The following is a 24,813-nucleotide window of genomic DNA, read 5'->3' as shown; positions in this document are numbered from 1 at the left end:
CTAACTTTGTATATGGTATGCATAAGGTTTTGTGAATAAGAATGTGTTCTTGATGAATACATTTTAGATTAAAATAACTTACGCCTTTTCTTTAATCCCTAACACATCCCAAGTATTTCCCCATTCTTTCATTGCTTCAAAGATTGGACGCATTGTTTTTCCTTTATCAGTAAGAGAGTATTCTACATGAGGTGGTATCTCTGAATATATTTTACGTGTAATAATTTCCTCATTCTCTAGCTCCTTTAATCTCAAAGAGAGAGTTCGAGGGCTTACTCCTTTTAAAGATTTTTGCATTTCCCCAAAGCGTTTTGGTCCAGTAAAAAGTTCTCTTAAGATTAAGAAGGTCCACTTTCCTCCAATAACGTTCATTGTCTTTTCTATAGGACATTCAGAAATATTGGATTTCAGTTCAAGTTCGTTGTTCATTGTATTCCTCCATTACTATTCATAAAGATACTTACTATAAAAAATATCAGTACTATAAAAAATAAAGTACTTCACTTAGTATAATTATTATAAAACAGCCAGTAAATGGTTATTTATAATACATGTATAAAAGGAATGATAAAAGTGAAAGCAATTGTTTTTGGAGGTACAGGTTTTATAGGAAGTCATGCGGTAGAACAATTATGCTTGAAAGGGCATGAGGTTACAGCTGTGGTTCGTCAAAGCAGTGACACCTCTTTTTTAGATAGTTTAGGTGTGCGAGTAGTTAAAGTGGATTTTTCTAAAGCTGAATCTATTGGGAGAATCATAAAAGGACATCAAATAGTTTATAACTGTACCGCAGATGCTAATCTAAGTACTGAAGTTAATTTAGAAGCACCTGTGGAACTTAAATTGACAAAAAAAATCTTTAAAGAGGCTGCTTTAAATGGTGCTGAGCGTTTTATACAATTAAGCTCAATTGTAGTATATGATTTTAAAACAAATAAACCTATAAATGAATCTTATTGTATACGCCCAGAATATCCTATCCAGGAGTTACTTCTTAAAAGAGAAGATGTTGTTCAAGAAATGGGAAAAGAAACAGCTATGGAAACGATTATTCTACGGCCAGCAAGTGCAATAGGCTCTCGAGACAAGAATTCCTTTTTTTCAAGATTATTTAAAAATCATATAGATAATAAATATCCAATTTTAAAAAACGGTCAAACGAAAGTTTCCTTAGTTGATACGCGCGATATAGGAAGAGCAATGGAATGGTTAGGTAATTATAAGTTATTTACAAAAAAACATAACCTCTTTTTACTTAAAGGATTTGACACAACCTGGGGAAGTCTAAAGGCAGCTATAGACGAAGCAAGAGGCACGGTGGCGAACGTCCATGATTTATCTAGAATAGTTGAGGAAAATAAACAACTGTCTTATGCTTTAAATACTTTCAATACAAATAGGATCTGGAATGATGAAAAAATGAGAAATTTAGGATTTAAGATCAAATATTCTCAAACCGAAAGTGTAGAACATGCAGTTAGAGATTTAATTAAAAGAAATGTCATTTAAAGCTGAAGTCTAATAAACTTATTTTTAGTTTATTAGACTTTTTAGTACCTATAATCAACATTATATCTACTCGTTCTATATGCAGAATGAACCCTGAAAACAATGTTAAATTTATGTTATAATGTAGTTACAAGGAAAGTGGGGTGCGTGATTTGAAAGAAAAGATATTTACATTAGTTTTAGCTCTTATCTTCTTAACGGTCTATATCACACATACATCCGTTGAGGATTTATCACTTCCTAAACTTTTATTTATTCCAATGATTTTCTTTTTGGCTTATTTAGCAGATCGAAAATTAGGTCGAGATACATAAGAAACATAGAAAACCCTTCTATCAATGCTTCATTCTGGATAAAAGGGTTTTTATGCTTCTCATAATTGGTGTTATGTAAATAATAGCTTTATCCTTTATAAACCTGATATTCCAAATGCGACAGCAATAAATAAAAAGATTATAACAGCTATCGTAACAACCGATAGTACGATTTTTTTCCATATATTTTTCGGGCTTAAGAAAGCAAAAACTAAGGTAAAGGTCAACCCAATCAATAACCATGTATTAATGGTTGTTGATGAGTAATGATCGTCTGTAGGAACCATAAAATAAAAGGCAATAGTTAAAATTAAAAAAGTAAATGAAATTTCACCAAAATGTTTTCTCAATGTGTGCTTCCTCGCTTGATTAGTAGTTTATAAATAAAAGATTTGAACAACACAGTTTTTAATTTAACTACGTTGCTTTTTGATTATCCTCCGAAATCACCAAGGAGAATTCCTATTGTAAGGGCCATACAATATTTGCTGCAAGGGGCAATACAACCGTTAAAAACATAATTGCACCGTTTCCTAGCATTCCTACAACTTTTAAGGCCCCTTTTTTAGTGAAGAATAAAAGAATGAAACCCATAACAGATGGTAGTGAGGCAGTGAGTAGGAACAACATAACGCTATATCCCAACCAACTACCTACAAAGAACATTTCTCTAATTCCGAATACAGCAGAGACTAAAAATAATACCAAAGGGATAATACCTAGTATCTTTTTCATTTTATGCTCCTTTTCATGCAAGGATAAGTAAAAGTTTTATGCTTTGTAAGGATTAGACGAGGAGGATTAAAAAAAGTTTGGGAATGCCTCTCCTTTTTATAGTTCAATAATAAAGAAGATGGAGTAAACATTTTTCTTAAAGTTAATAAGCCGCCCCCATCTATGTCCGTAAAAGTATGGATAAAAAAACAAGCGACCCTTTATTAGAGTACGCTTGTTTTTTTGTCTCTTAATACACTTTTTGAAGCTCTTGGATTCTTTCTGCTGGTTGAACCGATGTATCCAGCATTAAGACAAGGCCAATTCCTTGTACATAATACTCAAGTGTATCGATATCACTCTTAACTTCAATTGCATTCTTAAACGTACCTACCGGTGTTGTTACTGTTTTGTTCATAGAAGTTACAACATAGTGAATTGGATATTCATCTTCGTAGAAGTCATCTGTCCACTTTGTATTTAATTTTAATGGATATGGAATCGTTGAAGAAATGTCTCCATCCTGCCATCCAGATACGTATCCATCTTTGTCTTCACTATAGGCATAGTACGTAACTTCTCCGTCACTGTCTCGGCCTGTCCACTTATCCATACCAGCCTTTGAACCTGTATACTTAAAGGTTTCTGTATACTCAGCATATGGATAGTTATAAACATAGGTCTTACGTGTATTTAATTTTAAACCACCTGTTACCACTCGGTTCGTTCCATTATCTTTGAAAGACGAATCCAACGTGCGGGCTAAGAATACCGCAAAGTGTTGACGTGAAATTTGTTGGTAAGGTTTAAAGGTATTATCTGAATACCCTGTTGTGACATTGTTATACGCTAGTGCATTGATGTATGTATAGAATCCATCCGTGCTTGGTACATCTGAGAACTCACTAAGTGTTGATCCTTTTAAGTTATACGCTAAACTTAAAATCTTAGCCATTTGCCCTCTTGTTAGCGTACCCCATGCGTCAAAGTATTTCTTTCCTGTTTTCGGATCTTCCTTACCCGAAATAATGCCCAGTTGCACGGCTTTAGCGACTTCTCCATAACCATAATCGCCTTTTTTAATATCTGTAAAGTTAGGATCTGGAGCTGCAAAATCTGTTACGCCTTTTGCACGTAGAATCATTTGAACAGCTTGAATTCTTTTAATCGATGCCTCTGGTTTAAAGGTCCCATCATTATATCCTTTAATGATTCCTTTATTCGTAAGGAAGCTAATCTCTTTTTCATAAAGAGTAACGTCCTTAAACTGACTACTTGCCTCTGCATGCTGCAGGGGAAGAGCCATAGCCAACAGTAAAATGAAGGCTAAACATACTTGTACAATCTTTTTCAATGTAATTCCTCCTATTAAGTTGTAAACAATATTACAATTGTATTACTAATTTATTACATCAAACTCCTTAAAAGTCAATCTATTTTTTTATAGATTTCCTTTTTTATTAAATTTATGGTGAATATTAACCTATGTAATATGATCTATAAAACTATATACATATTTAGTTTTTTTGTTGTATGATAGACCATGTGCTTCAATTTCAACGTAAAAATGTAAAAATATATTTAATTCTAAGTGCTATTAACCCAATATATAGAGGGTTCTATTCTCAGAGATATACAACTTCTCACTCTATCAATTACATAATGAAAATTTCTTTGAAAATACACTTATCACCTATGTAGGAATTATGTGTAAAAGAAAACTTACTGCAAAAGAATTTTGGACTTGGTTTGAACAGAACTGTGAAGATTATTTTCAGTTAGATAAAGATAAGTATGGGATTTTATTTAATAGACTTGCTTCGAAATTATCAAGATATCACCCTGATTTAGTGTTTGAATTTAACGCAGAGATTGATAAGGGTAGAAGAGAGTCCATTATCAGAGCTGATGGGATAACTTCAGCATTTCCTGCTGTTATGAGGCTTGTAGAGGCAGCTCTTCCACTTGAAAAATTTAATGTAATAGCCTTTAGACAAAGATAGATTGATGAACATGAAGTTCATTTCGAAGATATTGCCCTGGATACAAAAGATGTATTTTTCACCTATACAGATGAACGTTTTAGCTCTTGTAATATATATTCGGGGATATAATCAAAGGAATGATCACTTTATAGGTGCTGCCTTTATTTTGTTAGATAGTTTAATCGGTGAATATGATGTGGGTACGCAGATTGGACAAATAACTTTTGAACCTTACCAAGAACAAGAAGATATACATCCTATTTCAAATTTAGTTTCTTTAGTGGATACGATGTAAAAAAGACGTTTTAATGTGTCTTTTTTATGCTGAAGCAAGGAATAGAATGATAAGTATGCTTAGAACAGTCAAATCTATAAAGAATAAAGGCATTTATAGACTAATACGATAGAAATGATAAAAGGAGACGGTCACCCCATCTCTATGGAGAAACCCAAATAGATAAATAAGTTAGTCTTATGCTCTTTGGATAAATATCAGGAGATGAGAGGCCCTCATTAATAGTAATGAGGGCTTTTTAGTACGAATAATTTATTTTATGGTCACTAAATTTTTGTATAATGCACACCTTTTAATGATCATTAAAGACAACTTTAAGCTTAACATCATAATTAAGGTTTATAGTGGCGTTATAATAAGTACATTTCATATAAAAATATTGTTATTATTTTTAGTTTCGTTTGTAAAATATATACTTAAATTCTATTTCATGTGAAATAGTAATCTGTGATTTGGAAATTTATAATAAAAAGGAAAGGTTGGTGATAGCATGCCAAATATTTCTTTTTCTATGACTGGAAATACACCATTTCAAAGATTATTAGGTCATAATCCATCTATTATGGGGGCGTGGAATAACCTAGCAACTACGTTAGAAGGTGATGGTAGTCTCCCTTCTAATGTAAAAGAACAAGTTAGAAGAACATTAGCGCAAAATAATGATTGTAAATATTGTAAGGCAAAGGGAAAACCAGAATATCAGCTTTTTGATAAAAAAACGGCTATCGCTGTAGGATTTACAGAGGTTTTCCTGAAACAAGGTGGAAAGATAGAAGACGCAATTTTTAACGTACTAAAAGAAACATTTCATGAACGTGAAATTAGTGGATTATGTGCTTTTATTTGTTTTACTATGGCATCGCACTACTTTGGCTCTATATTATCTTTAAAGGCTGATAATAAGGTGGAATAAATGAAAAAATCCAATGAATTATTAACATGGAAACATTATTTTTATCAAATCATTAAGGCTCTAATTGTTTATAAATAGATCCTCGTCTACTATTTCCAATTATATTCTATCACCTGAACAACCTGAGAAGAATATCTCTTAAAATAAGAAGGTTCTATATCACTCAGCTTCTAACAGTACTATAAAAACACACTGGGGGAATCCTAATTGATTTCAGAGTTATACACAAAAAGATTGTATTTAAGAAAGTTAAAGGAAGCTGATTCATCTACTTTATTTAAAATTTGGTCTGATCCCGTTGTCACTAAACATATGAATATTAGTCACTTTACGGAGGAACAGCAAGCAAAAGATATGATTACATTTCTAAATAATCTTGCTTATGAGAATAAGGCCGCCCGTTTCACTATAATTGAGTTAGCTTCCAATGAAATTATTGGATCATGTGGTTATAACACGTTAGACATTGGACATTCCAAATCAGAAATTGGATATGAGCTTTCAAAAGCATTTTGGGGTAAAGGGTATGCCTCTGAAGCCATCTCGGGTTTACTGAAATATGCATTTGAAGATTTAGGTCTAAACAGAATTGAAGCAAAGGTAGAGCCTCTCAATACAAATTCAATAAAAACTTTACAGAGATTAAATTTTACATTTGAAGGGACACTTAGACAGGTGGAAAAGTCTAAAGGAAAGTTTATAGACCTTAATCTGTATTCAAGATTAAAAACAGATCCATAATGGATTCATTAAGAGAGTTATTGAACTAAAGATCAGTTATCTAGGTTATAAAAACATGCATTAGATAAAGTTAAGTTATACATAAAAGTAAAGGATAGCTCTAAAATTGTCCTTTTTATCCTCTGTATGTCTGTGATATACATCACGTGAATTTTAAAAAATAATGGAGAATTATAATGAGCACTATAGAAAATAGATATCTATTTGAAAAATTGCATAATTTCCGAGATATTGGAGGACTTAAGACCAAAGATGGACGTAAAATGAGGGATGGTTTACTATTCCGATTGGAAGAACTATCTCGATTATCCACAAATGATATAGAGAATTTCCATCAGTTAAAAATAAAATCAATTTGTGACTTGAGAACTCCCACTGAACAGAAGTCTAAAGTTAGTCGGATTCAAAGTAATGAAAACGTTCAAGTATTAAAGGTATCTATCCATGACAAGAGAAGAGAATTCACACGTTTTGAGTTTTTTAAATTTCTAGTTACGAAGCCTAACACGATTAACTTTGAAGATATAACTTTCGTGTAAATAATAGCTGTATATTGCGAAAGGAGGGAGATTACTATGGATCAAATAAAGAGAAGTTTTCTAATTGCAACATTAGTTTTAGGAGCATTAATTATAGGGTTCGTTGCTACCTTTATTGATTCTCATGTTATAAATGTAACGTTGAAGATGATTGTAATCGTTATCACCTTTGTAGTTATCGTCTTGGCCTTTCAGTCTCGAGCAGACCGGAGAAAGTAGATTTAGAATTTGTTTCTTATTTTAATTGATTTTATTTGTAAAACAAGAAGAGATATAAAAGCATTAAATATATCACTAAAAACCAAAAAGACATTTAAATGGCCTTTTTAACAATATGGGGGGAATTAAATGCATACCTCAAAGTTAGGTGAACAAAAAAATAGTTATTTACAATCTTATGATAAAGTCTTACAAAAGCTATGGCCAATATCATTTTCTTCTTACTTTGTAGACACTTCTTACGGACATACCTATATTATTGAAAGTGGAGATAAGTTATCTCCGCCTCTAATCCTCTTGCATGGAGCAAGAATGAGTTCAACGATGTGGTATCCAAATGTAGCAGAATGGAGTAAACAGTATAGAGTCATTTGTATTGATATTTTAGGAGACAAGAATAGAAGCTTTTTAGAAAAGAAATTTACAAATCGATTAAGTTATGCCTCCTGGTTAAACGAAGTGCTAGATCATTTGCAAATTAATAAAATAAATATTGTAGGATTATCTTATGGAGCTTTACATACGGTGAATTTCCTGTCCTTTTTCCCTCAAAAAGTGAATAAAGCTGTCATTATCAGCCCAGCTGCAACTTACATTCCCTTCAATCCTGTGTTTTACTCTTATGCTATGGGAATGGTTAGTAATAAAGAAGGTGTTAAGAGCTTTCTGGAATGGATTTTTGATCATCGTTATACAGTAGATCCCCTTATAGAACAACAATTAATAGCTGGAACGTTTGGTAAGGCTTCTCCTCCTAATCAAGAAGAAACTCAAACAGAACAGGGATTTCCCTATGTGTTTAAGGATGAAGAGTTGGCCCAAATTCAAACTCAACTTCTCCTATTATTGGGGGAAAAGGAAGTCATGTATAATCCTGAGGAAGCTTTTTGTCGTGCTAAGGACTCATCTCCTCATATTACGGTAGAAATGATAAAGGAAGTCGGTCACCTTATAACTATGGAGAAACCTAAACAGATAAATAAACGAATCTTACGTTTTTTAGATAAATAGAAGGAAGGTAAAAGCCCTTATCGATATTGATAAGGGCTTTTTAGTACCGATAAAATCTATTATGTAAACTAAACACTTTTGAATTTCATACAATAAAAAGAAACCCTTTGCTTAGCATTAGCAAAGGGTTTTTACATATGGGGAAATACATTAAGAATACGTTAATATTATGGTTCTGGTGCAAAAACTACTCGCTAGAAACATAGAGCATCCATTTCCTTTAAATTGCTAACTTATGAAGCTAATCCAAACAATTTATGAATGAATTCTTTTTCGTTTTTCAATTCTTCAATGGCTATTGGGTAAGCTGGATTTTTATCGACGGTTATGACACGAGGCTTTGAAACATGAAGAGACCGCAAAACTTTCCTGAAGAAACGCTTTGCATCCTTGTAATCTCTTATTTTGCTTAGATAGAAATCAATGGTGTTTCCTTCTGAATCAACCGCACGATACAGATACATCCACTGTCCTTTGACTTTAATATACGTCTCATCCACTCACCAAGAATCGTTTGTTTTCTTAAGGTAACGACGAATTCTATTGTTTAACTCAGGACCATATTGATGAATCCAACGCATGATGGTAGTATGGGCAATGGATAAGCCTCGTTCCTCCATCATTTCGACCAAATCACGAAAACTTAGGTTGTACCGTAGGTACCACCTTACTGTTAATAAAATCATTTCAGGCTGATAATGCTTCCATTTGAATAAACTTTGATTCTCCATACTGAACATCATCCCTTTTTTAGATTGATAGTATCAGTATGTCCAAGTTTGCTAGATTTCTGGCATCAGAACCAGATAAGGTATTTTTATCCTCAACAATACAACTACGTTATTAGAACTCTTCTTTCCCAACATAGAGGACGAAATGAAAAGAGAGAGGGTGAGTAGAGGCTAGGCCTTAATCTCTTGGAGGATTTCCCCTAGTGTTTGCATGGTATTATTAATCATTCTTTCATATATATTTAGAATGGATTGTCCATAATTGTTACCTGGAACGGCCCATTTTCCGTTTAATGCGACCCATATCGGGGCGGATCCTCTCTGTACTAAATCAAAACGGGGGTCAATTAATGGATATTTATCTGGTAATGGTTCAGTCGATGCATAGGCAAATAAATGTTGAAAATGGGCAAGCACCCCATCTCTTGGTGTATCAAAACTCGCCCCCGGATTATCAGGTCCTGTTGTTCCTAATCCGCAGAAATTGTTTTGTTTGGGTTGTACGACTCCCGTAAATCGAAAGAAGTCCGTTTCGTGAATAGCTTGGGCAAAGGCAATATCCCCTCTAATACCATAGTATTCCCCAAAGGTTAAATAATAAATTCCCAACGTAATTGCATCTGGATTTACAGTTTTTGCATACTGCTCCATAGATGCTGGGGACAGGTAGGTCCCACCTAATATAGAGTATCCAGACAAATCCTTTTGACCAGAATCAACACCTTCAGTGATAATGTAGGCATCACTAATCCCCGCATTCTTGACCTCTTTCAAACGCTTTTCTGTATTGTCTCTCTTTGAGAAAGATCCAGCCTGAACGCGATACCATGTTTCACCAGAAATATTCATGGTCATAATGAAAGATTCAATGCCTTTTGAATATAGGACATCTACGCGTTCCTCTGCATTTTCCTTTGACTTGAAAGATCCAACTATAATCTTGTAAATCGTTCCAGGATCATTAGGTTGGGGTTTCAGATTAAAAGCCTTTACTAAACCATTGACATGACCTTGTGCTAATTTTTGACGCCACGAAGGGTCTTTCATCAAGGTAGCATCCTGTCTATTATCGATAAAACCATTTTCTGTTAGTAAGGCTGGCATGTTCGTTTCACGCAAAACATGAAAATTTGCTTTTTTCCGACCTCGATCATTAAGTTGATTGATTTTCACTATTTCTCCATGCATCATATCTTGATATTTAGCTGATGTTGAAGAGTCGGATAAGCTATTGTGAATATAGTCCTCATATCCTCGAGCAGAACCATTAGAGGAATTACAATGTATAGACAAATAATAGTCGGCTCCCCAAGAATTTGCTTCACCTGTACGCTGATTTAAACTTTTTGTAGTATCGCCTGTACGGCTCATTTTCACTTCAACATTTTCATAATTATGGATTAAAAGGGTACGTATATTAAGAGCAATATCCAATACAATCTCTTTTTCATTCAGGCCATTGCCCACAGCCCCTGGATCAGAACCGCCATGACCTGGATCTAAATAAAGTTTCATTAAGCATCCCCCATCCCTATCGTAATTAAGCCTATTTTATTATCAGTGATTTTTCATTTCATCATCCAAACAATAGATCATTTTTCCCTTTAGTTTATTTTTTTCTGAGTTTCTACTTACATCCACTTCATAACATGAATGATAAATTAATTTTCCCATCCTCTTTCCCTTATTGTTTTTTACTCATGTGTTTTTATAATTCAATTTCTTATCTTTAATAACCTCCCTCGGATTCCAATGAACTCCTTTACTTAAATGAATTACTTGTACCTGCCGGTAGTATATTGGAACAATCAATAAGGGTCTAGTACAAAAATAACTTGTATATGAAACCAACCCATTTCGGACAGATTTCACCCAAAGTTGAAGCTACCCGAAATGGGATTGGTTTCATACATAAGTTGTTTGATATAGCATCATAATCCATAATTGAATAGTCCATGTAGGATTGATGTACCGAACGTATAATCGTTGTACCAGAACCCTAAAAATTGCTGAAGGAAAATATCATGAAGACACAAAAAATCATTCTAAGTATTGTATTTATTTTATCTATTTTGTATAGCGTAAACTTAGACAGTGCTCAAACTCAGAATATAAAACAAAAAGATTTTTATGATTCCTATCTCACCTTGCTAAACTCTTATGCAATTAAAGCTATTAATAAACCTTATGATTTATTTAATGCAAAGATCATCTCAGTTAAGCGTGTAAACAAAGGAAGAACGCCAGAAGAGAAAAAGGCTAATGAGGGAATATTTGATTTCATTGTGAAAGTACAATATCGTACATACACAGGTGCACATAATCCCTCGGAAAGTCTCGAGACACTTACTTTTAGAATAGATCTGGGCAAATAAAAGTAATAAAACGAGAGTCGAAACCAATTTAAATTAAAGTATCTAATACAACAAAAGAAGGAAATCTAGATTCCTTCTTTTGTTGTATTAGATATAGCTGGTATGCTTACAAAGCATATTAAGAAGTTATGGTCATCGTTTTAAAGGTTTATAAAGAAAAGCTTAAATCTTCTGCTCTTGAGTAAACCTTAGGTTTAATTTCAAATGGCAAACAAACCATCCTTAAAAGTACATATAAACAAAAAGAAAAAATTAGAATGCGTTGTTACTATACGAATTTTCGTTTTTTTACTTCCGCGAACATATTTTATGTCAACTAAATTTGTATACGATATACAAAAAAAGAAGCCCTTGTTAAAGGACTTCTTTTTTTTCAGGATTTAAAGTCATATATAAAGCGTCAGAAGCAGTATTTACATCATAATATGAGAAAGTTTTTCCATCTACGACTGTGGTAATTTGAAAGGTTTCAAATGCCTTAGAATACATTAATTCAATTAATCCAGGTATGGTATATGTAATCGTGCTATCTTCATATTCAATTAGAGTACTAAGCATTTTTTTTATTTCGATTATATTCATAAATAAATGTATCCCTTCCTAATTATAAGGGCTCTTCAGGTACAAAGAGACCAAATAATTTTTTATTTGTTTCTTTTTTTATTTCTTTACCCCATCTAACGTGCAAGATAACATCCTAAGATTAGCTTTGTTATCTTTTTACTACCTAGAATCAACATTATGGTAACTAGGATTCAACTAAATACAGCTTGTCCAATGTCCATTATAGAAGAATAACTAAAAAGAATCTGTAATAGGTAGTAATAATAGATGAAGTATCGCAAATAAAAGCATCCTTTTTAGTTAAAGGGATGCTTTTATTAAACTGATACCGCACCCTCATTCTTATAAGAATGAGGATGCGGTATTTGAATTTATAAAAATAGAAAGGTAACGAGAATCTTAATAAAAGAAAGGGTTAATGTGTAATAATATCTCCATCTTCATTATCATTTGGATTATCATAATTAGATGGATCTTTTTCTAATAAAACAATCTTCTCTTTTTTATCCCAATCTACTTTATACCCTAATGCTTCTGCGGTTTTTATAACGGATAAATAGGAATTTTTCTTTGCTTTATAGAATTTTAACTCCTCTTTTTCAATAATACCAAGGCCAAGCAATAATTTATCCGATTGAATGTATGGTTGTCCATTTATTATTTTCATCTGATTAGCATAGTAAGGGTAAGTATGCCCATTTACCTTAAAAGTAAAAGGTCCTTTCTTAGCTTCTTTAATTTCTTTGGGTTGTTTAGATTTGTAAGATACTCGATCTACTCCTAGAACCATTCCTTCCCTTGTATTATCTGCTCCCCCATACATCTGGCCAGTTTCGTAATCATAAATAACAGCTTGTACATTCCCAATGTTCTCTGGCTTCTCTTCAAATCCATTTCCTTTTGCTACTAGTTCTAGTCTAGTGTTTTGATCAATTCCTGCTTCCCATCTAACCGTTGGATATCCGGATGTATAGATTCTAGATGTCAAAATGGCTTCTTGTATAGGCATCTTATGATCAATAACATTCATAATCGTTTGGGACACTGAGGCAATTATAGTAGGTCCTCCTGGAGAGCCAATAGCCATAAAAGGTTGATCATCTTTAAGCACTATTGTTGGAGCAATACTACTCCTTGGTCGTTTTTTTGGTTCTACTTGGTTAACTCCTCCTGGAGTAGCATCGAAATCTGTCATCTCATTATTTAACATGAACCCATAACCAGGAACCATGATTCCTGAACCAAAAACTTGTTCAATTGTGGTTGTGTAGGAAACCATATTCCCCCACTTATCTACAACAGAAAAATGAGTTGTTTGTCCGATGGGATGTTCTTCATTTACTTTTACCTGTGAAGGATTTTCTTTCCCCTCGTATTTCCAAGGATCTCCTTCTTTCAAATTAACTGTAGTCTTATCTGCATTAATAAGCTTTCTTCTCTCTTTTATATATCTTTCATCCAAAAGCCCTTGAGTAGGTACATCATAAAAGTCTTCATCTGCCATATAAGCTGCTCGATCCGCATACGATAGATGCATAGCTTCTATTAAATGTTGTAGATATTCAGGTGAATTAACGCCCATTTGTTGAACATCGTAACCTTCCATTAGCTTCAATATTTGTTGAACGGTTATACCACCGGAACTTGGTGGTGCTGCGCTTACAACTTTAAATCCTCTATAGGTGGACTCAATAGGTTTTCGTTCTTTCACTACATAGTCTTTTAAGTCTTCTTCAGTCATTGTGCCCCCACGTTTTTGTACTTCTTTAACAAGAGCTTTGCCAATCTCGCCTGTATAGAAAGCTTTAGATCCTTGTTTTTGAATAAGTTTAAATGTCTTAGCCAAATCAGGCTGAGTGAGCGTATCCCCCTCCTTTAACGGCTTTCCATTTGGTACAAAGATATCAGTAGCTGTTTGATTTTTCTCTAGTTTCTCTTTATTTTCTTCAATATATTGAGCTGTCGCCCAATTTACTTTTATCCCTCTTTCAGCTTGCTTAATGGCTGGAGCAATAACCTGAGATAAATCCATTGTTCCATATTTATTAAGAGCTGTTTCAACTCCTTTTAAGGTTCCAGGTACAGCCACTGCTTTTCCAGTGGTATGCCGTTCATTAAAAGGAATAGGATCTCCATTTTTATCCATAAACAGGTCAGACTTCACGTTCTCAGGAGCTGTTTCTCGGCTATCGATCATGGTAATTTTCTTTTTATCTTTATCATAAATCATCATAAAGCCACCGCCACCAATTCCGGACATCATTGGCTCAACTACATTCAGAGAAAGTTGAATAGCTACAGCTGCGTCTACAGCGTTTCCTCCTTCTTCTAATATTTTTCTACCAGCTTCTGCTGCTAATGGATGAGAAGCTGAAACTAAACCCTCTTTTGCTCCTTTTTTCATTGAATCATCTACTCCTGGCACACTAGCAAATGCAGGTGTGATTGAGTAAAAAAAGCTAAAAATAACTAGTATTAGACTCTTTAAATATTTCAAAAATCTTCTCTCCCTTAGTGTTGAATTGTATTAAATACCCACACTTTTACATTTTTATATTATGAATATTTTGAAATTTTTTCGTTCAAATGTCCTGTATTATGCAATGTCTCTTTCTGACCAAGTTGCCCTTCCCATTTGGATATAACAACAGCAGCAAGAGAATTCCCCACTACATTAACAGCTGTACGTCCCATATCTAATAATCGATCAATTCCTGCAATAAATGCTAGACCTTCAACTGGAAGCCCGACTGATCCAAGGGTAGCTAATAATACAACAAAAGAGACTCCCGGAACTCCAGCTATTCCTTTTGATGTAATCATTAAAACAAAAATTAGGGATAGTTGTTGAGTAATGGACATATCAATTCCGTACATTTGAGCAATGAAGATAGCTGCCAATGCTTGATACAATGTAGATCCATCTAGATTGAAGGAATATCCTGTAGGAATAACAAAAGAGGTAATAGATTTAGGACAACCTATTTTCTCCATTTTATTCATAATCCTTGGTAAAACTGTTTCAGAACTCGCTGTGGAAAACGAAAGCAATAACTCATCTTTTAAAAATCTTAAAAACTTGAAGATATTAATACCAGCCCATTTTGCTATTATTCCTAATATTACAATTACAAAGAAAGTCATGGTTCCATACGTTGTTAGAACTAATTTGCTTAGTGGAATTAATGACTGGATGCCAAACTTAGACACGGTAATCCCAATTAATGCGAATACACCAAACGGTGCAAATTTCATAACCATATTCGTTACTGCAAACATAGCTTCAGATGTGCCTTGGAAAAATGCTAATACAGGTTTTCCTTTCTCCCCAATAGCTGCAATTCCTAAACCAAATAAAACAGAGAAAAAGATAATAGCTAACATATCCCCCTGTGCCATGGATTCAATAACATTTGTTGGCACAATATGTACAAAAGTCTCAACAAAGCCACTATGCTGGGTTTGCTCCGTTGTACTTACGTAACTACTAATATCACTTTTCTCTAGGTTGGCTTTATCAACTCCAGTACCTGGATGAAAAAGATTAGCAGCTAATAATCCTACAACAATGGCGATTGTTGTAACAACTTCAAAATATAAGATGGTCTTTCCACCCAATTTTCCAAGTTTTTTAATATCACCTACCCCAGCCACGCCTACAATAATACTGGAGATTACAATTGGAATAACAATCATTTTAATTAAGTGAATAAAGATATCACCAATAGGTTGCAAAATTTCAGCAACTTTTGGATTTTCAAAGAAAAGAGCTCCTACAACAATCCCTAAGACCAAACCAATGCAAATTTGCCAAGCCAGTCCTATCCTTCTCATTAAATTTACCTCCTTGTTATATTCATTTTTAAAACATATCCCTTATCATACTTATCGTTTTTCCTTAATAGAATAATAGAGTCAGGAGAGTTAACATAAGAGGCACAGAAAAAAAGAAAAAAGTACAGAAGATAAATGAATTACTCTCTCACTTTCTTGAGTTAGTTATCAAAACTAACTTTCAAGTGTGAAAACATGTTTCATATCAAATTGAAAACCCTTTCATATATTTGTAATGCTAACTTGTTCCTGACAAGTATGATTAATAAATAGTATATTGAATCCTTCTCTCTTATAAAATTGAAAAAAAAGAAAAAAAGTAGAATTAGGATCACCAAGCAAAGGGTTTAAATAAACCTCTATGCTTGGTGATCCTAATTTCATAAAACCTTATATCCATTTGTAAAGATTTTTTGGTCTCCCCATCTTTTGATAACTTATAATTTTATCAACTCTCTTTTGCTGAATTAGATGGATTAAACAGCGATAGATTGTTGGATAAGATAAGCCTAATGCCTCTATAATCTCAGAAATTGGACAAGGACATTCACGTGATTGCAAAAAAGTTGAAACTTGTGTTATGGTCGTTTGGCTAATTCCCTTCGTTACAAAAACTTCTTCCCTTGTCTTTATTACCTCTATGAACTGCTTATGTAATCGAATTCTAGATATTAGGTCTGGTGCTTTTATTGGTTTTAAAGCAAAATCAGTAGCTCCTTGACTTAGAAAACGATTAGCTGTTTCTTGACTCTCATCTACAGTAAGAACAAGAATAGGAACTTCTTTATTAAGGTCCCGAATTTTATCTACAGTAGTTAGACCATCCATTTCTGGCATATGAAAATCTACTAATACAAGATCAATCTGATCATTTGAGAATATTTTTATTCCGTCCCTTCCATTTGCACATACTATTGCTTTCCATCCTGCAAAATCACAAATCTCTTTTAACATATAACGTACAGATTTATCATCATCAATGACTAGAATTTTCATTATCAAGCCCCCCTAACAAGTGAATCCAAAAAACAGTTTCTTGTCCAGAGCTACTCTCTACAGATACTTTTCCATTATGCTCTTTCGCAACTTGATAAACGAAAGATAAACCTATCCCTGATTGGTGCTTTGTACTGTATCCAGCTTGCCAAATTTTATCACGTTCCTTCGTGCTAATTCCTACTCCGTTATCTGAAACTCCTAATAATAGTTGGTCACCTTGAACCTTAGTTTTTATAGTAACCTTCCCTTTAGGAATATCTTTAATGGCATCAAAAGCGTTGTTAATTAAATTCACTATAGCGCGAGTAATCCGAATTTTATTGATTGAAATCATAATATCCTCAGACTTATCAGGTAACTCTAGATTGATTTTTTTATCGGTACCACTTAACCGGCTAGATAATATGTAATCTACTAATTCTTTTAGAGAACATGTACTCATATGATTGTTATACAAAATTTCCGAAATCATCTTGTTCATAGAATTAATGGATAAAGTGATATTATGACAGTATTCACTGACTTTAGAATGATTGTTATATAAAGAAATTAAGGAAATTAATCCTTCCATAGAGGCCAGTGGAGTTTTTAAGTCATGAACTAAGTTTAAGGCTTCTTTATTAGACCTCGATTCTAATGCCTCTAATTCAATCTGGTGAAATTCTTGAACAATTTTCCATCTAACCATGTAACCGGTTAGTATAAAAGCATTAACAATAAAGATTGAGCATAGTACTATTGCATATAAAGAAAGAGTTTGATTAAAAGACATTTCTATGGCCCATTGCTTAACCTTGCTAGATATAGGTCCATGTCCAAAGCCATATTGAGTAAGGAACGGAACCTCATCAAGCCATTGAACACCAAATAGAATGTGAATAAGAATAATGGATCGCATGAAAAAACCTAGCTGTCTTTTTTCAAAAAACGGCGTCAGTATAATAAATAAAAGTACAAGAAGGGCTGGAGTTCCAAAATGAGGCTTAAATTCAGTAAAGGTATTTATAACTATATAAATAGGAGGGATAAGAAAAAGGGGAATAATAATTTTCACCCAATTCTTATTCAACAGTTCTCCAATCTCATTACCTAACAAAATAGTGCCTAAATAAATAGGCAACGCATGAATTGTATTTGAAGCAACCACTGCAAAGGCTAGTATTAGAAGTGTATTCCCATGCGGTTTTTTTTCCATATTAATCATTAACTTTTCTAAACCTCGCTGTTCTACATTTAACCCATAAGGCATGACAATTCCTACGCAAATGAGAATTAGACTCAAAATAATCCATATCCACATTATTTTTTTACCACGATTTTTCTTAAACATACGTGATCCTTTCCAAGCATAGTGATTTAGCTTTGATGTAATTTTCTTGTAATTACTTATTTGTTTTTAAGAATATACTGAAAGTAAGGAGAATTCTATCACATAAAGGAACTTTTTTGATTCAACAAGTAGGAGTCCTAGATTTCACACAAATTAATGAGTATCTAGAAGTTCCAATCAATAAAGAATTTTCTAAGTGGAATTTAAAGACGGATTCCAATGAAATTAATAAGAATGATTTTAACATTGTCTTTAGTAAAGAAGAATTTCCGGTTCAGAGGTTTTATGATATCGGGGCATTAGTTTATTATTTACAAGCTATTCCTTGGCAAGTTCCTAACTTTAATACTGAAACACATATGGATGAATTATATAAAATACATCAAGTTATACAATCTAAAGGTTTTTTTGGTGTAGAAAAACATCGTTTTATCATTAAGGCAGAGTGAAAATAAATATTACAACAATAGGTGGAAAAAGGGTCTCTAATCAGGTAACCTTTTTTATCAATAACTAATCACACCGCCCGTAAAAGTATACTTTTACGGACTTTCTGTTCTAAAAATAGGAATTTATTAAATACTATCTATTTAGAAATAATAGTTTATCTTTTCTTATCCCTATCCAGTTTTTGTTAAAGAAAATCCTGTCTTGGAATTGGTTCTCCCAATTCCTTTTTGTTTTTCATTCAAATGAATACTTGAATGTTAATTTGTAAAAGAGGTATACTATATTCAAACAAATATTTGAATGAAGAGGTGAAAATATGAATCAAAAAGATACTTGTGAAATTTATTGTTACGACGAAGAAAAAGTAAACCGAATACAGGGGGAATTGCAAAAACAAGATATATCTAGTGTTGCCCAATTATTTAAGGCTCTTGCAGATGAAAATAGAGCAAAAATTGCCTTTTCTTTATGCCAAGATGGAGAGTTATGTGTATGTGATGTAGCCAATATTATTGGAACTTCCATTGCAACAGCATCCCATCACTTACGAACACTTCATAAACAAGGAATTGTGAAGTATAGAAAAGAAGGGAAATTGGCGTTTTATTCACTTGATGATGAACATATTAAACAGTTAATCCTTATTGCTTTGTCACATGAAAATGAGGTGAAAGTAAATGTCTGATCATCAAGTAAAATTATCTGAACAGGAAATGAAAGCCTATCGTGTACAAGGATTTACTTGTACTAATTGTGCAGGTATTTTTGAGAATAACGTTAAAGAATTGCCAGGTGTCCAAGATGCAAAAGTAAACTTTGGAGCATCAAAAGTTTATGTTAAAGGTACAACAACTATTGAGGAATTAGAAAAAGCAGGTGCCTTTGAGAACTTAAAGATTCGGGATGAAAAAGAACAAAGAGTGGAACGTGAACCCTTCTGGAGACAAAAAGAAAACATTAAAGTCTATATTTCAGCTATATTACTAGTGATTAGTTGGTTTTTAGGGGAGCGATATGGGGAAGAGCATCTTCTTCCGACAATCGGTTATGCAGCGTCCATTATAATTGGGGGATATTCACTATTTATTAAAGGCCTTAAAAATCTAATCAGATTAAACTTCGATATGAATACCTTAATGACCATAGCCATTTTAGGAGCTGCGGTGATTGGTGAATGGGGCGAAGGGGCAACTGTTGTTATTCTATTTGCGATTAGTGAAGCATTAGAGCGCTATTCAATGGATAAAGCTCGCCAATCCATCGAATCATTGATGGATATCGCGCCTAAAGAAGCATTAATTCGCCGTGGAAATGAGGAAATGACAGTTCATGTTGATGATATTCAAGTCGGAGATATCATGATCGTTAAGCCAGGTCAAAAATTGGCTATGGATGGAGTTGTGATTAAAGGAACATCTACATTAAATCAGGCTGCGATTACAGGTGAGAGTGTTCCTGTAACTAAAACATTGAATGATGAAGTCTTTGCAGGAACATTGAATGATGAAGGCTTACTTGAAGTTGAAGTAACAAAACGAGTAGAAGATACCACTCTTTCAAAAATTATTCATCTTGTAGAAGAAGCTCAAGCAGAACGGGCACCTTCTCAAGCGTTCGTCGATAAATTTGCGAAATACTATACACCAGCTATTGTTATCATAGCCCTTTTAATTGCAGTGGTTCCCCCTTTGCTATTTGGTGGAGATTGGAGTCAGTGGATTTATGAAGGTTTAGCTGTATTAGTCGTTGGTTGTCCATGCGCTTTAGTTGTTTCTACTCCAGTTTCAATTGTTACTGCTATCGGAAATGCAGCAAAAAATGGCGTTTTAATTAAAGGAGGTATCCATTTAGAGGAAGCAGGAGCCCTTAAAGCCATTGCTTTTGATAAAACAGGAACATTAACAAAAGGTGTTCCTGCTGTAACAGATATTGTGACGTATGGTGGAAATGAAAATGAATTGATGACCCTAACGGCAGCGATTGAAAAAGGATCACAACATCCACTTGCTTCCGCAATTATAAGAAAAGCCGAAGAAAATGGATTAAATTTTAATAGTGTGACAGTTGAAGAATTCCAATCTATTACGGGTAAAGGCGTAAAAGCTAAAGTAAATAATGACATATATTATGTCGGAAGTCCAAGTTTATTTGAAGAACTGCACGGAACCATTTCAGATGATAAAAAACAAAAAATCACCCAAATGCAAACGCAAGGAAAAACTGTAATGGTGTTAGGAATGGAAAAAGAGATTCTTTTATTTATTGCTGTAGCTGATGAAATGAGGGAAACATCTAAAGAAGTTATCAATCAGTTGAATAATCTAGGAATTAAAACGGTGATGTTGACAGGTGATAATCAAAAGACGGCAATAGCTATTGGAAAACAAGTAGGTGTTTCGGATATTAAAGCTGATTTATTACCAGAAGATAAGCTGAATTCCATTAAAGAACTTCGTGGGAAATATCAAAGTGTAGCCATGGTTGGAGATGGAGTAAATGATGCCCCTGCACTTGCAGCTTCAACGGTTGGTGTAGCCATGGGTGGGGCTGGAACGGATACAGCTCTAGAAACAGCTGATATCGCCTTAATGTCCGACGATTTAGACAAATTACCATATACTATTAAATTGAGTCGTAAAGCTTTAGTTATCATTAAACAAAATATTAGTTTCTCTTTGGCCATTAAATTAGTGGCATTACTGTTAGTTATCCCTGGTTGGTTAACGCTATGGATAGCGATATTTGCAGATATGGGAGCAACATTGCTTGTAACATTAAATAGCTTACGATTACTAAAATTAAAAGAATAAATATGATGGAGAGCTTTCCAACAAAGTTTGAAGAGCTCTTTTTTAAATGGAATAAATTGAATAAGCTATGAATATTAGAGTCCTTTTCATGAATTCCTTTTACTGTACAATCTAGAAGACGCTACTTTAAATTATTCTATAGAATTATATGGAAGGTTATAGCTTAAATAAAAGATATACTTAGACAAGTGAGTAAACATAATGAGGCTGTTCCAAAAGCAAAGAAGTGCCTAGTACTTATGGGACATCCTCATTATTATTAAGCTTTTACCCAATTATCAATCATTTGAACATTTGCAGCTTTAAACATCCCATATATAGGACAGCGCGGTTCAATTGCTTTTTGTAATTCTTTAATCCGATCTTCAGATTCAGTTGTTCTTACAGTTGCCTCTACTTCAACTTTTTCAAAGTATGTGCGAACATTTGGATCTCCCATAAATCCACGAGGGTTAAATTCCCCTGTAATTTTAAAAGTAATGCCTTGAAGGTCAAATTTCATTTCTTTTGCAACTGCATTAGCAGTTACATTTTCACATGCAGCTAATGCTGATAACAAAGTTTCTAGTGGGTTTGGTCCCATATCGTTTCCGCCCATTTGAGCATCTGCATCAATCACAATTTTATGGTTTCCAACTTTTGTTGTAGTTATCATACCTTCTCCTGATGCACTTACCGTAAATTTCATTTTACTCATAATAAAATCCCCCCTTGCATCATCATAACACGCACAATAAACCATACAATATTATAATTGTATGGCGAACAATTTTAGGTAAGGTCGTTTAGCAAACCTTTAAGAATAATCAATTCTTGTTCAAGCTCTTCAAGCGTTTTCGGTGCACAAACAGCAACTCTTACAGCTCTCTCTGGACAACTATTTCCGACTACAAAACGTTCTGCTGCATATACCTGCACCCCTTCTGTGCAGCTAACGTTTCAAATTCAGCCCTGTAAGCTTACCTCCTGATAACAGCAACCAATGAAAGATGCCTGTGTTAGCACCTAAACACGTATAGTCTGCCAAATATCGATTTACAACTTGATTTCTACGAATGGTTTATTCTCGATGCTCCTCAATTAAAACTTCAAAATGATAAGAAATTAAAGGTTTTAATGATAATACACTTAATTGAGTCCTGGGCAGGTATGATTTGGATAGGAGCGATTTCCTTAGCGTTTGTACAAGAAACTTTGCATAAGGGAGAGACTTGGTGGGGATATATTAACGGGACCTATTATCTAGGCAGCATGATTTGAGGATTTATGATTTATAGAATCTCTATTAAATTACGTAAGAAACTCTTACCCTTTATGCTAGTAGGAGCTACATCGTTTGGGTTACTCACTCTTGTGTATGGGTTTATATCTAATCCTTTTATAGACCTTATTTTAGTCCTTTTTATGGGACCTTCCTACATCTTAAGAGATCTCTGTCAAGAGACGATATTTCAAAATGCAACGGATGAACATACACTAACTAAGATAATGGCAGCAAGATCAACTTTAGTATAATTTATTTTTCTCTTAGTTATTATAGGAACAGGTACTATCGCAGATACATTTGGTGCTCGCCTAGTCTATATATCAGCAGGTATTTTATTATTAATATCCGTACTATATAGATTATCTCGTCTTTTATTTCAATATCAAAGTCATAACGTTGATAAAAAAATCAATTATTAGTTACTCAATTGAAAGTTAACATAACACAAATTATAGGACTCAAATTTTGCATTTAGTGAAGTATTGTCCACGTACCAAAAGATAAATGCAAAATTTGAGTTTGTACTTGTTTATTTTCTTTACAACAACCACTATACACTTATGGAAATGCGCTCTACTTCTACCACAAATCCCCTTGTCGTTTGTGTACTTCTATTTTACATAAAAAGAAAGCCTTTTATGCTGATTTCATGCTTCACTCTCAAATGGAAAACATCCCCATATCTACCACAATCACCCTTGTCGTACCTTTAATAAAGGACCAACTATATAACTATATATGTATATGAAGCTACAAAACTGTGCATAATGTTAACGTATTCCCCCATATGTAAAAACCCTTTGCTAATGCTGAGCAAAGGGTTTCTTTTTATTACAGGAAATTTAATAATGATTAGTTACCATAATGTTGCTTATCAGAAATTACATGCTGACTACCTCTTTTATTAAGAAAAAATTCATATCTATTGGTGAATCGGCAAATATTATCCAAGAGGTGATAATGTGGATAAGAATAAGTTAAAACTCACATCTTCCGAAATAGGAACCCTATGGGGAGAATATATAAACGGAACTATGACAGATGTAGTCAATCGATATATGGTCTCTATTGTTGAGGATGAGTCCATAAAGGCCATTTTTGAAGATGCTATCAAGACCTTTGCAAAACAAAAAAAGCAAATCGTAGCTTTTATAGAAAACGAGGGGTTTCCAGTTCCCATTGGATTTACGGAGTCTGATCTCCATAAAGATACGGAGAAATTGTTCACCGATATCTTTTGCTTGAATTACTTACATATCATGACGTTGCATGGCTTGCTCGGGCATACCACTGCATTAGGTGTTTCGGTTAGAAAAGACTTAAGGGACTTTTACGACTCGTGTGATAATGATGCGAAAAGGATGTATCATCAAACGATTGAGTTATTGCTTGAAAAAGGGAATTTTCAGAGAGACCCTTTGTTTTATCCTGCAGCAAATCCTGAATTTATTTCTAGTCAAGATTTCATAGATGGCATTTTCGGAAAAGGGAGGCGTTTAGGTGCAACGGAAATCATAAGTATTTCGTTCAACTTGAAAAAGAGTATTATGGCTAAAACGCTTTCTATCGCCTTCAGTCAAGTCGCTCAATCAAAAGAAGTAAGAAAGTTTTTAGAGGATTCCCAGAACACTTCTGATAAACAGATACAGGCCTTTTCCAAAATCATGCACGCGGATAATTTACCTGTTCCTCGATCGTGGGAAACAGAAGTGACCATTTCCACCGACTCCCCTTTTTCCGATAAGTTAATGTTGTATCATATTGGTTTCTTGTTCCAAACCGCACAAGCGTATCACGGAACCGGTTTAGCATCAGCCATGCGAACAGACCTTATAACCACTTATGAAGGCACCATCCTGAAAAATCTAGTGTTAACCAAAAAATGGTTTAATATTATGGTGAAAAATAAATGGTTAGAACAACCGCCACTTGCTCCGAATAGAAAAGAACTTGCAAAAGAACAGTAATCAAAGTACTATTTCTAGGGTATGTTTAAGTGAAAAAGAATCCATTTGAAAAGTTAATGTGGAGTATTGCACTTCCTGGATTTGGCCAATATTTAAACGGTAAATATGTTAAAGGCACTGTTTTACTAATCCTTGAATTTCTGATTAATGTACAAGCGAATTTTAACGAAGTCATTATTTTAAGTTTTCAAGGGGATATTTCATTAGCTATCCAACAAACAGATTATCCATGGTTAATGTTTTATC

Annotated in this window: 25 protein-coding genes and 4 pseudogenes; 16 read left to right on the top strand and 13 right to left on the bottom strand. The window is 33.8% G+C overall.

The features are described from left to right. Nucleotides 1-78 precede the first annotated feature (78 nt). Nucleotides 79-429 carry a winged helix-turn-helix transcriptional regulator gene (locus tag ACK3CR_RS26180; RefSeq protein WP_328125260.1) on the bottom strand — a complete coding sequence of 117 codons (351 nt, stop codon included), beginning with the start codon at nucleotides 427-429 and terminating at the stop codon, nucleotides 79-81. A 135-nt stretch (nucleotides 430-564) separates the two neighbouring features. On the opposite strand from ACK3CR_RS26180, the gene ACK3CR_RS26175 reads away from it, so the two are divergent. Both ACK3CR_RS26175 and ACK3CR_RS26170 read left to right on the top strand, forming a co-directional pair. Continuing rightward, nucleotides 565-1,509 carry an NAD-dependent epimerase/dehydratase family protein gene (locus ACK3CR_RS26175; RefSeq protein ID WP_328125259.1) on the top strand — a complete coding sequence of 315 codons (945 nt, stop codon included), beginning with the start codon at nucleotides 565-567 and terminating at the stop codon, nucleotides 1,507-1,509. Nucleotides 1,510-1,661: 152 nt separating this feature from the next. After that, nucleotides 1,662-1,823 (top strand): hypothetical protein, encoded by a 162-nt coding sequence (locus ACK3CR_RS26170; protein WP_243519667.1) that lies wholly within the window; start codon nucleotides 1,662-1,664, stop codon nucleotides 1,821-1,823. Between the two features lie 95 nt (nucleotides 1,824-1,918). On the opposite strand, the gene ACK3CR_RS26165 is transcribed toward ACK3CR_RS26170, so the two are convergent. The 3 genes from ACK3CR_RS26165 to ACK3CR_RS26155 form a co-directional block, all read right to left on the bottom strand. Beyond that, the gene (locus tag ACK3CR_RS26165) at nucleotides 1,919-2,173 is read right to left on the bottom strand and encodes a hypothetical protein (protein WP_243519665.1); all 255 of its coding nucleotides are present in this window, start codon (nucleotides 2,171-2,173) and stop codon (nucleotides 1,919-1,921) included. A gap of 112 nt (nucleotides 2,174-2,285) precedes the next feature. Then, nucleotides 2,286-2,558 carry a hypothetical protein gene (locus ACK3CR_RS26160; protein WP_488976332.1) on the bottom strand — a complete coding sequence of 91 codons (273 nt, stop codon included), beginning with the start codon at nucleotides 2,556-2,558 and terminating at the stop codon, nucleotides 2,286-2,288. Nucleotides 2,559-2,787: 229 nt separating this feature from the next. Next, nucleotides 2,788-3,891 carry an S-layer homology domain-containing protein gene (locus ACK3CR_RS26155; protein WP_328125257.1) on the bottom strand — a complete coding sequence of 368 codons (1,104 nt, stop codon included), beginning with the start codon at nucleotides 3,889-3,891 and terminating at the stop codon, nucleotides 2,788-2,790. A 352-nt stretch (nucleotides 3,892-4,243) separates the two neighbouring features. Here ACK3CR_RS26155 and ACK3CR_RS26150 point away from each other — a divergent pair, with 352 nt between their 5' ends. The 7 genes from ACK3CR_RS26150 (at nucleotide 4,244) to ACK3CR_RS26120 (ending at nucleotide 8,240) form a co-directional block, all read left to right on the top strand. Beyond that, nucleotides 4,244-4,540 carry a hypothetical protein gene (locus ACK3CR_RS26150; RefSeq protein WP_328125256.1) on the top strand — a complete coding sequence of 99 codons (297 nt, stop codon included), beginning with the start codon at nucleotides 4,244-4,246 and terminating at the stop codon, nucleotides 4,538-4,540. 49 nt (nucleotides 4,541-4,589) lie between these two features. Further along, nucleotides 4,590-4,817 carry a hypothetical protein gene (locus ACK3CR_RS26145; RefSeq protein ID WP_243519657.1) on the top strand — a complete coding sequence of 76 codons (228 nt, stop codon included), beginning with the start codon at nucleotides 4,590-4,592 and terminating at the stop codon, nucleotides 4,815-4,817. Between the two features lie 490 nt (nucleotides 4,818-5,307). After that, on the top strand, nucleotides 5,308-5,730 hold the full coding sequence (locus tag ACK3CR_RS26140; RefSeq protein WP_328125255.1) for a carboxymuconolactone decarboxylase family protein: 423 nt from the start codon (nucleotides 5,308-5,310) through the stop codon (nucleotides 5,728-5,730). A gap of 207 nt (nucleotides 5,731-5,937) precedes the next feature. Beyond that, on the top strand, nucleotides 5,938-6,471 hold the full coding sequence (locus tag ACK3CR_RS26135) for a GNAT family N-acetyltransferase (RefSeq protein WP_243519652.1): 534 nt from the start codon (nucleotides 5,938-5,940) through the stop codon (nucleotides 6,469-6,471). A gap of 176 nt (nucleotides 6,472-6,647) precedes the next feature. Next, nucleotides 6,648-7,010: a tyrosine-protein phosphatase gene (locus tag ACK3CR_RS26130; protein ID WP_243519650.1), complete on the top strand. Its 363-nt coding sequence runs from the start codon at nucleotides 6,648-6,650 to the stop codon at nucleotides 7,008-7,010. A gap of 36 nt (nucleotides 7,011-7,046) precedes the next feature. Next, nucleotides 7,047-7,229 (top strand): hypothetical protein, encoded by a 183-nt coding sequence (locus ACK3CR_RS26125; protein WP_243519648.1) that lies wholly within the window; start codon nucleotides 7,047-7,049, stop codon nucleotides 7,227-7,229. Nucleotides 7,230-7,358: 129 nt separating this feature from the next. Further along, the gene (locus tag ACK3CR_RS26120) at nucleotides 7,359-8,240 is read left to right on the top strand and encodes an alpha/beta fold hydrolase (RefSeq protein ID WP_328125254.1); all 882 of its coding nucleotides are present in this window, start codon (nucleotides 7,359-7,361) and stop codon (nucleotides 8,238-8,240) included. 269 nt (nucleotides 8,241-8,509) lie between these two features. Here ACK3CR_RS26120 and ACK3CR_RS26115 read toward each other — a convergent pair. Both ACK3CR_RS26115 and ACK3CR_RS26110 read right to left on the bottom strand, forming a co-directional pair. Further along, a pseudogene (locus ACK3CR_RS26115) lies at nucleotides 8,510-8,971 on the bottom strand (IS6 family transposase); the annotation flags it as partial. Between the two features lie 171 nt (nucleotides 8,972-9,142). Continuing rightward, on the bottom strand, nucleotides 9,143-10,486 hold the full coding sequence (locus ACK3CR_RS26110; RefSeq protein ID WP_328125253.1) for an N-acetylmuramoyl-L-alanine amidase: 1,344 nt from the start codon (nucleotides 10,484-10,486) through the stop codon (nucleotides 9,143-9,145). A gap of 509 nt (nucleotides 10,487-10,995) precedes the next feature. Here ACK3CR_RS26110 and ACK3CR_RS26105 point away from each other — a divergent pair. Further along, complete coding sequence (locus tag ACK3CR_RS26105) at nucleotides 10,996-11,346, top strand: DUF3888 domain-containing protein (RefSeq protein ID WP_243519643.1); 351 nt, start codon at nucleotides 10,996-10,998, stop codon at nucleotides 11,344-11,346. A 354-nt stretch (nucleotides 11,347-11,700) separates the two neighbouring features. Here ACK3CR_RS26105 and ACK3CR_RS26100 read toward each other — a convergent pair whose 3' ends face one another. The 5 genes from ACK3CR_RS26100 to ACK3CR_RS26080 all read right to left on the bottom strand — a co-directional run bounded on the left by ACK3CR_RS26100 (nucleotide 11,701) and on the right by ACK3CR_RS26080 (nucleotide 18,073). Then, entirely contained in the window at nucleotides 11,701-11,928 is a 228-nt protein-coding gene (locus ACK3CR_RS26100; RefSeq protein ID WP_328124031.1) for a hypothetical protein, read from the bottom strand. Nucleotides 11,929-12,325: 397 nt separating this feature from the next. Continuing rightward, the gene (gene ggt / locus ACK3CR_RS26095; RefSeq protein ID WP_430236814.1) at nucleotides 12,326-14,407 is read right to left on the bottom strand and encodes a gamma-glutamyltransferase; all 2,082 of its coding nucleotides are present in this window, start codon (nucleotides 14,405-14,407) and stop codon (nucleotides 12,326-12,328) included. Between the two features lie 59 nt (nucleotides 14,408-14,466). Next, nucleotides 14,467-15,744, bottom strand: a complete 1,278-nt coding sequence (locus ACK3CR_RS26090) for a cation:dicarboxylate symporter family transporter (RefSeq protein ID WP_243519627.1) — start codon at nucleotides 15,742-15,744, stop codon at nucleotides 14,467-14,469. 390 nt (nucleotides 15,745-16,134) lie between these two features. Further along, nucleotides 16,135-16,740, bottom strand: coding sequence for a response regulator (locus tag ACK3CR_RS26085; protein WP_328122951.1), 606 nt, complete (start codon nucleotides 16,738-16,740; stop codon nucleotides 16,135-16,137). Beyond that, nucleotides 16,721-18,073 (bottom strand): sensor histidine kinase, encoded by a 1,353-nt coding sequence (locus tag ACK3CR_RS26080; RefSeq protein ID WP_488976331.1) that lies wholly within the window; start codon nucleotides 18,071-18,073, stop codon nucleotides 16,721-16,723. Before ACK3CR_RS26080 ends, ACK3CR_RS26085 begins: the two co-directional genes overlap by 20 nt. Before the next feature lie 116 nt (nucleotides 18,074-18,189). Between ACK3CR_RS26080 and ACK3CR_RS26075 the strand changes: the two genes are divergently transcribed. The 3 genes from ACK3CR_RS26075 to ACK3CR_RS26065 all read left to right on the top strand — a co-directional run bounded on the left by ACK3CR_RS26075 (nucleotide 18,190) and on the right by ACK3CR_RS26065 (nucleotide 21,333). After that, entirely contained in the window at nucleotides 18,190-18,522 is a 333-nt protein-coding gene (locus tag ACK3CR_RS26075; RefSeq protein WP_243519633.1) for a hypothetical protein, read from the top strand. A 317-nt stretch (nucleotides 18,523-18,839) separates the two neighbouring features. Continuing rightward, complete coding sequence (locus ACK3CR_RS26070) at nucleotides 18,840-19,208, top strand: ArsR/SmtB family transcription factor (RefSeq protein ID WP_243519635.1); 369 nt, start codon at nucleotides 18,840-18,842, stop codon at nucleotides 19,206-19,208. Further along, the gene (locus ACK3CR_RS26065) at nucleotides 19,201-21,333 is read left to right on the top strand and encodes a heavy metal translocating P-type ATPase (protein WP_328122948.1); all 2,133 of its coding nucleotides are present in this window, start codon (nucleotides 19,201-19,203) and stop codon (nucleotides 21,331-21,333) included. The genes ACK3CR_RS26070 and ACK3CR_RS26065 overlap by 8 nt, the downstream gene beginning before the upstream one ends. Before the next feature lie 259 nt (nucleotides 21,334-21,592). Here ACK3CR_RS26065 and ACK3CR_RS26060 read toward each other — a convergent pair whose 3' ends face one another. Beyond that, nucleotides 21,593-22,030, bottom strand: a complete 438-nt coding sequence (locus ACK3CR_RS26060; protein WP_243519639.1) for an OsmC family protein — start codon at nucleotides 22,028-22,030, stop codon at nucleotides 21,593-21,595. 74 nt (nucleotides 22,031-22,104) lie between these two features. Then, a pseudogene (locus tag ACK3CR_RS26055) lies at nucleotides 22,105-22,435 on the bottom strand (PLP-dependent aminotransferase family protein); the annotation flags it as partial. On the opposite strand from ACK3CR_RS26055, the pseudogene ACK3CR_RS26050 reads away from it, so the two are divergent. The 3 genes and pseudogenes from ACK3CR_RS26050 to ACK3CR_RS26040 all read left to right on the top strand — a co-directional run. Next, nucleotides 22,420-23,019 (top strand): annotated as a pseudogene (locus ACK3CR_RS26050) (MFS transporter); the annotation flags it as partial. The pseudogenes ACK3CR_RS26055 and ACK3CR_RS26050 overlap by 16 nt on opposite strands. A gap of 543 nt (nucleotides 23,020-23,562) precedes the next feature. Next, nucleotides 23,563-24,567: a DUF3231 family protein gene (locus tag ACK3CR_RS26045; protein WP_243519641.1), complete on the top strand. Its 1,005-nt coding sequence runs from the start codon at nucleotides 23,563-23,565 to the stop codon at nucleotides 24,565-24,567. Between the two features lie 56 nt (nucleotides 24,568-24,623). Further along, a pseudogene (locus ACK3CR_RS26040) lies at nucleotides 24,624-24,813 on the top strand (hypothetical protein); the annotation flags it as partial.

The organism is Priestia sp. TRM10 (assembly GCF_057808375.1).
Note: the sequence above shows the minus strand (reverse complement) of the source record. Positions and strands in the feature narration are given on the sequence as shown.